Source organism: Streptomyces sp. XY431 (genome assembly GCF_001279805.1).
Taxonomy (GTDB): Bacteria; Actinomycetota; Actinomycetes; order Streptomycetales; family Streptomycetaceae; genus Kitasatospora; species Kitasatospora purpeofusca.
In genome coordinates this window covers 1-12,008 of record NZ_LGDO01000124.1, presented here as the reverse complement: position 1 = coordinate 12,008, position 12,008 = coordinate 1, and the positions used below count along the sequence as shown (strand labels likewise).

General features: G+C 70.3%; 9 protein-coding genes and 1 pseudogene. 3 read left to right on the top strand and 7 right to left on the bottom strand.

Going from position 1 to position 12,008, the window contains the following annotated elements; translation table 11 throughout:
- The coding region (locus tag ADK60_RS15830) for an FG-GAP repeat domain-containing protein (RefSeq protein WP_199839678.1) at positions 1-586 on the top strand (586 nt) is incomplete at its 5' end.
- On the opposite strand, the gene ADK60_RS15825 is transcribed toward ADK60_RS15830, so the two are convergent.
- Together ADK60_RS15825 and ADK60_RS15820 are read right to left on the bottom strand one after the other, a co-directional pair.
- Positions 559-1,446 carry a hypothetical protein gene (locus ADK60_RS15825; protein ID WP_159400451.1) on the bottom strand — a complete coding sequence of 296 codons (888 nt, stop codon included), beginning with the start codon at positions 1,444-1,446 and terminating at the stop codon, positions 559-561. The genes ADK60_RS15830 and ADK60_RS15825 overlap by 28 nt on opposite strands.
- Positions 1,447-1,708: 262 nt before the next feature.
- Positions 1,709-2,461, bottom strand: a complete 753-nt coding sequence (locus ADK60_RS15820) for a hypothetical protein (RefSeq protein ID WP_053646635.1) — start codon at positions 2,459-2,461, stop codon at positions 1,709-1,711.
- A gap of 726 nt (positions 2,462-3,187) precedes the next feature.
- Between ADK60_RS15820 and ADK60_RS15815 the strand changes: the two genes are divergently transcribed.
- Together ADK60_RS15815 and ADK60_RS44825 are read left to right on the top strand one after the other, a co-directional pair.
- Positions 3,188-4,441, top strand: coding sequence for a hypothetical protein (locus ADK60_RS15815; protein WP_234371104.1), 1,254 nt, complete (start codon positions 3,188-3,190; stop codon positions 4,439-4,441).
- 147 nt (positions 4,442-4,588) lie between these two features.
- Positions 4,589-5,617, top strand: a complete 1,029-nt coding sequence (locus ADK60_RS44825) for a hypothetical protein (RefSeq protein ID WP_159400450.1) — start codon at positions 4,589-4,591, stop codon at positions 5,615-5,617.
- 476 nt (positions 5,618-6,093) lie between these two features.
- Here the strand turns inward: ADK60_RS44825 and ADK60_RS48420 are convergent, their stop codons facing one another.
- The 5 genes and pseudogenes from ADK60_RS48420 to ADK60_RS48105 all read right to left on the bottom strand — a co-directional run.
- Positions 6,094-6,303: an ImuA'/RecA-like NTPase gene (locus ADK60_RS48420; protein WP_502687425.1), complete on the bottom strand. Its 210-nt coding sequence runs from the start codon at positions 6,301-6,303 to the stop codon at positions 6,094-6,096.
- Positions 6,304-6,516: 213 nt separating this feature from the next.
- Positions 6,517-9,765 (bottom strand): FxSxx-COOH system tetratricopeptide repeat protein, encoded by a 3,249-nt coding sequence (gene fxsT, locus ADK60_RS15800; protein ID WP_199839676.1) that lies wholly within the window; start codon positions 9,763-9,765, stop codon positions 6,517-6,519.
- Between the two features lie 146 nt (positions 9,766-9,911).
- The gene (locus tag ADK60_RS15795) at positions 9,912-10,301 is read right to left on the bottom strand and encodes a hypothetical protein (RefSeq protein ID WP_353651749.1); all 390 of its coding nucleotides are present in this window, start codon (positions 10,299-10,301) and stop codon (positions 9,912-9,914) included.
- A gap of 459 nt (positions 10,302-10,760) precedes the next feature.
- Entirely contained in the window at positions 10,761-11,657 is an 897-nt protein-coding gene (locus ADK60_RS48415; RefSeq protein WP_502687426.1) for a helix-turn-helix domain-containing protein, read from the bottom strand.
- A 128-nt stretch (positions 11,658-11,785) separates the two neighbouring features.
- A pseudogene (locus tag ADK60_RS48105) lies at positions 11,786-12,008 on the bottom strand (ABC transporter permease); the annotation flags it as partial.

Here is a 12,008-nt window from a genome sequence, read left to right as displayed (position 1 = left end):
CTACCTGTTGATCAACGCCAACGGGTCGGTGCGGGTGTTCCTGAACAAGGGCGGTGACGGGGGGCGCGGCGGTTGGAGCGACCTGGGCCAGGTCGCCACGGGCCTGACCGCGGACCCCTCGCAGGTGACGTTCGCGGACTTCGACGGCGACGGGCGCACCGACTACATCACCCTCGCCGACAGCGGCGCCGTGAACGTCTTCCTCAACCGGGGCGGCGACGGCCACGGCGGCTGGGTGGACAACGGCCGGGTTGCCGGCGGGCTCACCACCGACCGCAGCCGACTGCGCCTCGCCGACTTCGACGGTGACGGGCGCGCCGACTACAACGTGGTCAACCCCGACGGATCGATCACCACCTTCCTGAACAAGGGCGGTGACGGCCACGGCGGTTGGAGCGACCACGGACGGACCGCGTCCGGTCTCACCAGCGACCAGAGCACCGTGGCGCTGGCGGACATCGACGCCGACGGCCACGCCGACTACCTCGTCACCACCGGCCCCACCACCGCGTTCCTCAACAACGGCGGCGACGGCCGCAACAACCCCGGCTGGATCGACTACGGCCGGATCGCCGCCGGGAGTTGAACGGGCGGGGCCGCCCCGCCGCCTACGGGCCACGACCACGGGCCACGACCACGGGCCACCCCGCGTCGGGGGCGCCGCACGGACGACCGTGCGGCGCCCCCGGCCCCGTACCCCGGCTGTCCCCGCCACCACCGGCCGGGGCGGCCGGGGCTTCCTCGTGGGCGGCGGTGTCCGCGATCGCGTCGTTCGGCCTCGGCCTCGACCTCGGGCACCCGTGCCGGCCGCTCGGCCCGGGAGACCTTGGCGTCGGCGACGGCGTTGAACACCTCGATCACGAACTTCCGTACCTCGGACTCGGGCGTTTCCTCCGGGGAGACGGTCACCATCTGCCGGCGGCCGTCCGGCAGAGCCACGTCGATGCGGGCGTCCTTGCCCGAGCAGTCGTCGAGGACCGAGACCTCGGACAGCGGGTCCTCGACGGTGCGGCCGTCCACCCTCACGCCCAGCGCGTGTTCGTACAGCCGCAGGCTGTCCCCGAGCGAGGACTTCGACACGCCCCGGCCGAGGTCCTTCGGCCGGGCCAGATGTGCCCGGGCCCGGCCGACCCGGTCCCGACGGGCCCGCTTCGCGGCCTCGACCTCGGCCCGGGCCGCATCGCGTTCGCGGCCCGCCGCGCGCTCCAGACCACGAAGCCCACCCCGCGCTCCAGACCACGAAGCCCGCCGCGCGCTCCAGACCACGAAGCCCGCCGCGCGCTCCAGGCAACGAAGCCTGCCACGGGCGGCGTCCAGGTCCTGCCGCTGCCCGGTGCAGTCGGGGCCGAAGGCGTACCGCCGGCCGCCGGGACAGCGCAGCATCACCCCGAGGACCGTGCCGCCGACCACCAGCACGATCAGCAGGATCCAGCCCACTGGGCCCACCGACACCCTCCCCAGCCCTCGCAGTCCCCGCCGGCATCCGCCCCGCAGGCCACGGACCGAGCCGATCGTACGAACAGGGGCCGCTTCACGCGCGGGAATCGCAGAAACCCCGTACGCCGCAGGCCGACGGCTCCTGCCCGTCCCCGGTCGCGCCCGGTCGCGCCCGGTCGCGCCCGGTCGCGCCCGGGGCGGCTCACGCCTCGTCCGGGTCGCTTGCGCCGCCCCGCGAAGCGGGGACGTCGCTCGTCGCGGCTGCAGGACACTACTGCAGTGAGTGCCGGGCGAGGTTGGCCCCGACCTCGGCCAGCACCCGGCCGAGAAGGTGGAGGGCTCGCGCCCGTGCCGGCACCCCGCGCACCGTTCCGGTCCAGCAGGCGTCGGTGAACCTCTCGGTCGCCGCGAGGATCCGGCCGTCGTCCTGTGCGGCCGTGACGAGGACGAACCGCACGTGGTCGCCGATGCCGGTGCCCCGGGGGTACCGGTCCGCGAAGCCCTGCAGGCGCGGGGTCAGGGCGGCCAGGGTACGGCCCGTCGGGAAGACGACGGCGAGGCCGGCGAGAGCCAGCCGGACCGCGGGGCATTCGGCCGGCCAACGGGTCAGCAGACCCGGGGTGAGGGTGCGGACCGAGCTGCGGGCCAGGGCCTCGCTGTCGGGATCGGCGTCCTTCGGGGTGACCGGCCAGGCCTCGGCGAGGCACCGTTCGGCGACGGTGGCAGCCTTGAACAACAGGTGGACAGCCTCGAACCGTTGCCGGGCGGGAACCCGGTCGCCGACGGCGAGGTGTGCGAGCAGGACGAGGCCGTCGGCGGCGCCGGGCCGACAGGTGTCCCGGTGGAGGACCTCGTTGCAGAAGTCCCCGAGGAAGCCCCGCCCGTCCCAGCAGGGGTCGACCTCGACACCGAACAGCATCGCCGCCCGGGGGCGGCCTACCGTCCGCCGACAGGCCGTCGCCGACAGGCCGTCGGCGACGACCTCCCGGAAGAATCGCCGGACCGACGGACCACAGGCGATCACGCCCTGCCGGATCCGCTCGGGTTCAGCATGCTGAAGTCGCCGCCGAGCGGCGCGGCGAGCTTGTCGACGCCGGTCAGCGCGGTGAGCGTGGTCCGGGGTGCTGCTGGCGCCGGTGGTGCCGTTGCCGAGTTGGCCGGAGCCGTTGAGGCCCTCCCAGCCAGAGCCGAGATCGCCTGCTGAGTGCATGAACACCGCGGTGTTGAGGGCAAGGTCCACGATGTCAGGGATGTGACCTACGACGAGGATGCCTCCCGCGTACGGAGCGGGAACGCTCCCCGTGCCATTGTCGCCCCGCGTAACCTGGCCATCGGCGCGCTCCGACTGACCGGCCGCACTACATGCCGCCGGCCTCCGCCACCACGCACGCGACGCCGTCTGTGTGCTCACCACCCTCCGTTTCACGCAATCAAACCGAACACCCCGCGAGACAACACCCTTGCCGGGAGGCGTCGAGCACTGCGAAACGCAGCATTTGACGCGTCGCTCGGCCAGTCGCAGGCTGGAAAGGAGCACAGCCAAGCCGGGAGCGTCCTGGCGCGCCGATCGCAAGGTCCGTGCCGGCCAAGACAGGCGTACGCATTGCGTTCCGGGTGTGCTCGTTCGTTGCCGACCTCGCACGCCTAGGTGCGGTCGCCGGGAAGGCTTTTAACGAACTGTCGTAGGAGCGCGGAACGGTCCGCGCTTCATTCACCGCGAGCTGAGGCGATCAGTGTGTCACGCATACGCATGTCGGTGGTGATTCGCAACGAGTCCCCTGTGCCACTCATTTGGGACCGGGATGAACTGGATCACGGAGGGTGGACCGATCCGTGGTATCCGTCGCGCGTAGGCACTGTCGCGCCTGGCGCAACTGCGGAGTGGCGCGCCGAAGGAGATCTTGTCATCGTTCCAACGACGGGCACGGAAGGCCGGGTCTGGTACAACATTGATGGCGACCCAGGACGGCAACTCTACGTTCATTTCGATAGCCCGCTCGTCGAGTCGCAGTATGGGAACACCTTTCACGTCTGGGCGCCGCCTGGATTTGCAGCGGCGTACAGCGGTGGTCAAGGCGGCGATGCCCGGCTCACCATTAGCTTCCGAGACAGTGTCCGTCGCCAGGTACGTGGCTTCGTTCCCTCGGTGAACGGGTTTCAGTTCCCCAACTCGTGGAGTGCCGACCTGCCCGCGATGACAGTCGGTTTTCTCTGGAACCGGCTCCTCGATGAGCTTGGAGTGGATGCCGCCGGGGCCCTGGGCATCGTCAGGGTGGACGATGGATGGCTTCCCATCACCCATGCCAACGCCGGATTGTGTGGAGGGATGGTGTTCGCCACGATGGACTACTTCGCCGAGGGAAAGCTCCCTCCTGCCACGACGACAGCTCCAACCTCGGAAGCGGACCCACTCTTCCGCTACGTCCGGGACCGGCTGCTCGACAGCTTCGACATCGGCGGCTCCGGTCACCGATGGCTCGGCTACTCGTCACCGCACTACCCCAACGGGGATGAGGGGTTCCTCCAGGTCGCCGGTCTGGCCAGAGGCCGCGCCTGGGTGACATACCGGGATGAATGGCCCAAGATCCAGGCCGACATCGACAACGGGAGATTGTCTCCGATAGGACTGATTCAGACCGACTCACTCGATATCGGCAAGAATCACCAGGTCGTCGCATACGCGTACCAGCAGAGCGGCCAGACCGTGCAGCTGTGGGTCTGCGACTCGAACTTTCCCGGGAGGGACGACATGGTCCTTCGGTTCGACATCACCGACACTGCGGGCGGCGTCGATGTCAGCCGCTCCGGATACCCCGATGGCGAGCCCCGGATCTTCTGCATCATGCGCACCGACGGCTACAACCCGCACACGCCGCCTGGCGGCAGGCAACTGTCGGTACGCCAGTCGCTCGATCGCACCATCGGACGCAGATTCGGCCGTCTGCCTGGCGACGTCAGCCTCGCGCGGCCGACCTCGCTGCGTCAGTGGCTGAGCAACGTCTGATCGGCTCACTCTGCGGCCACCTGTCGCCTCGGCGGACGAAAGGCTCGTCGTCGGGGGGAACTGAACGGGGGTTGATGGTGCGGCGCGGCCGCGTGACAGGCCGTGGCCAGGTATTTGACCATCCACTGGTTTTGGAAGGTGAGGACTGTGAACGCTGTTGAGGGTACGACGTCAGATCCCGGGACTCCCGGCATCAAGGGTGAGAGCGCACAGTGGAACGGCGTCCTCGGGCTGAGTCACGCAACCGGTCAGGCCGGCGTCGCAGGCGTGAATGAGAGCAGCGGCAACGGGATCTACGGCCGAGGCACCGGCAACGGTGTCTGGGGACACGGTTTCTCCGACGCCAACGCGATCGGCGTCGTGGGGGTGAGCGATCTCAACGACGGTGTCCGAGGCAACGCGTCCACCGTCGGCAAGTCCGGAGTCACCGGTGTGCATAGCGGTGAGCAAGGTCAGGGCGTCTGGGGACAAGCCGACAACGGCACCGGTGTCGTGGGGCTGAGCAAGATCGGCAACGGCGTGACCGGCCGCTCGGAAGGCGGCGAGGGCGTACGCGGGGAGTCTCAGAATCCCAACCACGGCGGCGTCGTCGGCATCAGCTCGGTACCAGGCGGCCACGGCATGTACGGAACCTGCGACGAGGGAACCGGCGTCATCGCGGTGACCAAGACGGGTACGGGCCTGTTCGCGAAAGCCGATCAGGGCAACGCCGGGCACTTCGCGGGAAACGTCCTCGTCGAGGGCAACATCGAGGTCAGAGGAGATGTCTTCCTGCCAGGTGCGGACTATGCCGAGGAACTGACGATGAGCGTCCCCTCGATCAGCCCGGGCACCGTGGTGGTCCTTGATGACGAGGGGCGGATTCGGCCGTGCGGGCAGGACTACGATCAACGCGTCGCCGGGATCGTCTCCGGAGCGTGCGGGGTCCGCCCGGCACTGGTGCTCGACCGTCATGAAGGCGGCGCGCCTGTCGCCCTCATGGGCAAGCTCTGGGCGCTGGCGGACGCATCCGAGGCTCCAATCCGCTGCGGGGATCTACTCACCACATCCGCGACGCCCGGTCACCTCCGTCGAGTCACCATGCAAGAACGCGCAGCCGGCGCGATCGTGGGCAAGGCACTCACCAGCCTGCTCACCGGGACCGGGATGGTCCGGGTGCTGGTGAGTGCGGGCTGAAGACGGAGAACCGTTCGGCGGGCACCTGAACTCTGCCCCGTAGGCAGGGTAAGCGACGCAGGACGGCGTTCGGTGGGCCAGCAGTCATGGGCGGCGTTCACTCGGATCAACTGGGTGGGCGCCGCCGGCATGCGCGCGTAGGGACTGGTCCGCGCACGGAGAGGCAGTCTCGTCAGCCCGGGCAGCCGCGCATGGCATACAGGGGTGACCCAACGTGGATCGATGCACAAGGCATGTAGTGATCAAACAGGACCCTCCGCGAGAACGGCGGAGCCCTGGCTTGACCCCTGGTCTTGGGCACGGGCTATGCGGCTGGGCCAGGGTAGTTGACATTGTTGCGAGTGCTGTCCCGCAGGCGATGGGACTGCGTTGTCCGAGGCTGAAGAACCGGGCTTCGGGTGCTGTAGCGCGGAAGAGGTCGAGGCGGGCTTCGCGCACCGTCTGCAAGGGCTCGATACCGCGGACCTGACGGACGACTACCCTCTCGAAGCTGGCACGGCTGCGGGTTCCCACCATCGGCACCCCAAGAAACCCGGAACCGGTCGGCTTCCGAGAAGAATGACCTCGCAGGCGCCGGCCAGGACCGACGCGATCTCGCTCCACCGCTCTCCCGGGGTGTCGACGAGCAGGAGGCGTTCCCAGGTCAGGCCGTAGGCGCGGGCGGCGGCCAGGCCGAGGGTCGGCATGGAGACCGCTTCCCTATTGGATGTGCCTGTTGAAGGCGATCCGAAGGGGTACTCGTTGACTGGTTGGAAGGTGTTCTGAGTGCCGGAGGCCTGCGGCTGCGCCGGCGTCTGGCTGGAGCTGCTGCCGGGTTGGAACGACCTGGAGGCGTGGGAGGCGAAGACCCGCTCGAGTCGAACCGCAGCGAAGCCGGCTGCCAAGCTCAGCCAACGGGATTACTCGGCGGTGGGCATCGCACGGCCGGAGCGCTCGGCCTTCCCGTACTGGCCCAGCAACTTGTCGTACGTCGTGGACGGGAACGCCGAGCCACTTTGGTGCAGGGCGTCCCTAAAGGCTCGGGTGGCCTCGGTGGTGGAGTGGCTGGGGCCCAGGACGCGCAGGCAGTCGTCGAAGAGTACGGCGAAGGCGACAAAGCCGTAACCCGGGGCGCGGTCGCGCCGGGCCCGCGCCTCGGCCAGGCAGCCGCGGATCATCAGCAAGCAGAAGTGGTCAGGGCCCCACATCCTCAGGGCCGCCGGCAGCAGGTCCTCGTACGCGGTGGCCGCCCCAGCGAAGTCTCCGCTGTCCGCAAGCAGCTTGGCGTAGGTGGCGCGGACAGGCAAGGTCTCGATGTGGTCGGGCGGCATGAGCCGTTCGTAGTCGCGGAGCAGCTCGCGACACTCCTCGGCTGCCCCTTCCGGGTCACCTGCTTCTGCCCGGCAGCCGAGGAGGCGGCGGCGCATGTCGAGCGTGCTGGGATGGTCGGGGCCCAGGATCCGGGCGCAGTCCGCGATCAGTTCCTGGCAGACCGGGATCAGCGTGTCCGCCTCCGCGTCGTCGGCACGGAGGTCGGCGAGGGCGATTCGCAGTCTGAGGATGTCCGGGTGGTCCGTGCCCAATACCTGGCAACGTACGGCGATCAGGTCTTCGTATGCCGCGACGGCCGCCGTCGTGTCGCCTGCCGCGTGCAGCTTCCGGGCGAGCAGCTCGCGGGCCTCCAGAGTCTCCGGATGGTGCGGTCCCAGCACCCGGACCATGTCCCCCAACAGGTCGCGCAGCTCGGCGACCGCCCCGGAGTGGTCGCCTGCCTCGCCGCGCCAGTGAGCCAGCATGGCGCGGGTCACCAGTGTCTGGGGGTGTTCGGGGCCCAGGGCCCGTCGGTAGTCGGCGAGCAGCGCGGCGAACTCCTCAGCTGCTCTGCCGGGATCGCCGATCACGCCCTCGATGTCCAGGACGATGCGGCGGGATTCCAGCACCCGAGGGTGTTCTGGGCCCAGTCGGGCGCGCAGAGCGACGGTCTGTTCCTTCATGACCTCGACGGCGGCGGCCGGATCGCTCTCCAGCAGTGCGTGCTGCCATCCCAGGCGCATGGAGCGGGTGTCGATGACGAGAGGGTGGTCGGGCCCGAACAGCTCCTCCAGCGCGCGGCCGGACTCGTCCATGCCGGCCGGTGCCGCTGTGGTGTCGCCCGCCTGGTTGCGCAGCAGCCCCAGTGTGTAGCGGGCGTAGGAGACGTCGACGTGGTGGGCGCCCAGGACGCGCACCGTATCGGCGATCAGGTCCTCCATGTCCGCGGCGGCTCCGACCGGGTCCCCGGCGGCGGCACGCCAGTGCGCCAGATCATGCCGCACCGCGAGAGTGCGGGGCGCGTCGCGGCCGAACGCCGCCAAGTGGTCGGCGAGCAGTTCCTCGTACAGCGCGCGGGCCCCGGCCGGATCGCCTTCCGTCCCCCTCAGGCGCGCGAGCTCTCCGCGGATCCCCACCGTCATGTCGGCGAAGGGCCCCAGGTACGTCCTGCAGTCGGCGAGCAACCGCTCGTACAGGGCGGAGGCATGCGACGTATCGCCCATCGCGTGGTGCAGAGAGGCAATCTTGCCGCGGGCGTTGAGGGTGTCGTGGTGGAACGGACCATGGACGCGGCGCTCGTCGGCAAGGAGTTCCTCGTACGCGGCGAGTGCACCGGACAGGTCACCGCCTGCGGCTCGGGCGTCGGCGAGAGCACCGCGCGCGTCGAGGGTGGTGGGGTCGTCCGGCCCGGCCAGACGCGCGCAGTCCGCGACCAGCTCCGTGTACGCCGCCACGGCTTCCGCAGGGTCCTTGACAATGGCCATCAGGCGGAGGGAATTGCTGCGGCACCTAAGGGTGCGGGGGTGACCGGGGCCGTACTTCCGGGCGGAGGTGGCCGCGAGCTCCCGGTAGTGGTCCATCACCGCATTGAGGAACCCCGCGTGGCCGAGGCTCTGGCCGAGCCGGAGCAGGACCCCGTGGACATCGTGGTCCGACCACAGCAGGTCCTCGTCGTGCGAGCGCAGCGTCTGCGCGTTGGCGCGGAACCGCTGGCCGGTGGCGAAGTCGGTTTCCGTCTCCGGCCAGGCTTCGAGCAGGGCGTCGGCCGCCGCCAGGGTCGTCCGGGCCAGCCGCCGCGGCGGCAGCTGCTCGCGCACACTGCGCTGCACCAGCCCGTGGACCCGGACAGGCTGGCCCGGCGAGTAGGTGACCAGGCTGAGCCGGTGCAGGGCATGCAGTGCGCCCGCAGCATCATCGGTCGTCGCGGGGACCGGTTGCCGGAGGCCAGAAGCGCGGTGACGGGAGAGGTGGGTGAGGGCGGCTCTGCCGGTCAGGACATCGGGGGGGATGCCGTTGGGGTCGAGCATCGCGGCGAGTTGGAGCATGGGGCTGGCAAGGCCGGCGGGACGGAGCCGGTCGGCGTGTTCGATGGACAGGGACCAGGTGGCCACCACCGTGGCGGCTTGGTCGTCGGGCAGCGCGGCGGGTTCGGGGAGCAGGTCGGCCAGCCTCCCGAGCCGGTCGGCCAGCAGGCGGCGGTAGCGGGCACAGGTAACACCGGTGTCGATGATGTACGCAGCGGCCTGAGCCAGGGCCAGGGGCAGGTGCCCCAGGTCGGAGACGAGACCACTGAGCTGATCGGTGGGCTCGTGGCGGTCGTGTGCGGCAAGTACGGCCGTGATGTAGGCGGCGGCGTCCTGGGGGGTGAACAGGCCGACGCTCACCAGGCGTCGGCCGGCGCCGGTCAGGGCGGCCTCGCGGCGGCGCGTGGTGACCAGGACACGTCCGCGCGGGCTGGCGGGCGGCCACCAGCCACGTATGTCGGCCGGATCCACGACATCGTCCAGTACGACCAGCCACCGGCACGGCTTCTGGCCGGCCTTCGGTTCCAGCCAGGCCAGGAAGGCCCGCGCGGACTGCTCAGGGGCGCTGGGGTCGGCGGCAAGGATCTCTGCACCGGCCTGCGCGAAGCCGGCCGTGATGGCCGCGCGGCTGCTCGCGCTGATCCACACCAGTACGTCGACCGCGCCGCTGTCCCAGGCGCTGCGGGCGTAGTCGGCAGCCAACTGGGTCTTGCCCACCCCTCCGGTTCCGGTCAGCACCTGGCCGAGCACCGCAGTACCTCCGCTGTGGACCGCCGCCCGCAGCTGGTCGACCTCGGACCGGTGTTGGAACGACAGGGCGCGGGGCGGGATCACGCCGACCTGGTGCGGCCAGGCGGTCGGCGTGCGGGGCGCAGCATGGTGGTGGACTTGCCCTGCGTAGCCGACGGCGATACTGCCGTGGTCTGCGAAGACGCTGCCGAAGTTGTGCGTCGGCCCGGCCGGGGCGGTGCCGGGTGCGCTCAGTCCTGGTGCGGACCCGGCCGGGAAGGGTTTCCCAGTGTCACACTCCCCATGGTCACGGCGGCAGCGGACCCGTGGTCGGCCCGGACGTCCACGTTCCCGCCCACCGCCAGACCGCTCTGGTCGGCCGACACGCTGCGGTGGGAGGTCTGCTGGGCCAGCAGGGTCCGCAGCTCATCGACGACCCGGGCCCGCTCGATGTCCTCCAGACTTTCCAGCAGGGCCTCGATCCGGCCCTGCCAGGCCGCCTCCTGACGGATACGCACCCGCTCCAGCTCGGCCGGCCGCGCCGCCTCCAGCTCGCCCGCGGTCTGGTCGAGGCGCTCCAGCTCGGCGTGCTCGCGCTGCGGATTTCCCCGGCCGAACCAACGGGCCACCTGCTGGCGCACCCCTGTCCATGCGTCTGTGCCTGCGGCCTGCACCACCGCGGTGCCTCCCGCCGCAGCCAGCGCAGTCATTGCCTCCGACAGCATCGCTCCCCCTGAAGGATCAGTCCGAACCGGAGCACGCGCCTGCACCTGCACCGGCGCCTTCACCACCTCACTCCACCAGAAGCGCAGCGCCGCTGTCCCCGGTTTCGTCAAAAGTACGGCCGTGGCACTGCGATCGGACGCCTCACCAGAGCAGCGGTGTTCCGCACGTGGGTGATCTTTCTCAACACGCGGATCTGACAGGGAAGACCGCGGCGGTCCAGGCGTAGCGGTCGGCGGTGGCGGGGCTGGTGTGTCCTTCCCCTCGGATCCACAGGCAGTCAGTGCCGCCGGTGGCCCGGGCGATCAGCGTGAGGCGCGCGGCCCCGTGTCGGGCGGCGGAGGGCCGGGTGTGCCGTGCTCACGTGCGTGCTGTCGTCATATTCGGACAATGTCGTCGCACAGGGTCGCCAGGGCCAGGACGACGTCATGGGCTCCTGCGATGTCCGGTTCGGTGTCCGCGTCGCAGGGAGCGGCGATAAGCAGGCGGCGCTGCAGCAGGCGTTCGGCGTCGCGCAGGTGTAAGCGGACGGTCGCGGCGTTCATGTCGAGTTCCGCAGCTGCGGTCTCGATGCGGGTGTTGGCCCGTGCCCAGGCCGCCAGTGTGGTGAGCAGCGGCTTGCGGTCGGTGCGCAGTGGGTGGAGGAACTGCTCGGCCCAGCGGCGCACTTCGTCGGTGTCGAGGAGCTGGTTGATCTCCACGGGTTCGGTGTCGGGCTGGACGCGGTGGAGGCGGCGGGACCTGATCTCCAGTGCGAGGCCCAGCACGGCCCGGTGGCCGATGTCCTGGAGGTCGGTGCCGAGGAGGTCGGCGGCCTCGCCGAGGCGGCGGGCGACGGTGTTGCGGTGGGTACCCAGGATCCTGGCGGCTGCGGCGGGCTGGAAGTCGAGCCCAGGCGCAGGGCCGGGAGGAGGTGGTTGCGGCGGTCCTCGGGAAGTCCCAGGAGGGGGGCCAGGTAGGTCTGGGACCAGGACCAGGCGCGGACATCGAGGACGTGGGCGAGCTGGATCTCGGTGATGTAGAGGTGGACCCGGGAGGGAACGCGCCGGGCCACGGTGAGGGCGCGGCTGGCGTCGAGGTAGGCCTGGTCGGTGTCGGCGAGCCGGTGGACGCAACTGCCGCCGAGGAAGCGGCGGGGGGCGTACTGGGCCACCTCGGTGAGGCCGTCGAGGACATCGTGGTCGGTGCTCCGGTTGGGGGCCACCACGATCACCTCGTCGGGGAAGGCTGGGCAGGCGCTGACGAGGGCGGTGGAGCCGACGGCGTTCTGGCACTGCTGGATGACGGCTGTTCGGTCGGTGCGCGAGGATGCCTTGAGGACGAACACGCGGCACTCCTCGGTGTCGAGGACGCCTGGGGCGATGCCTGCGGCGGTGCGCTGTGCGTCGGTGGTGTGGCCGGTCATCACCAGCGCCAACGCCATGCCGAGGACCAGTTCGACGGCCACCGACACCACCGTGACGAGCACCGTCACCCAGAGCGCCTGCCACCAGAAGGGCGAGGTCAGCACGGCCCAGTAGTTGCTGAACCCCACCCAGCGGGCCTGGCCCGGGAACCGCAGGTCGTAGCGCTGCAGTGAGAGGTAGATCGCGTACGCGATCGGATAGGCGGTGACCGCGACCATC

Excerpts from the sequence above, each read along its gene's own strand:
- ADK60_RS15815 (WP_234371104.1), top strand. The coding sequence starts at position 3,188 with ATGTCGGTGGTGATTCGCAACGAGTCCCCTGTGCCACTCATTTGGGAC.
- ADK60_RS48420 (WP_502687425.1), bottom strand. The coding sequence starts at position 6,303 with ATGCCGACCCTCGGCCTGGCCGCCGCCCGCGCCTACGGCCTGACCTGG.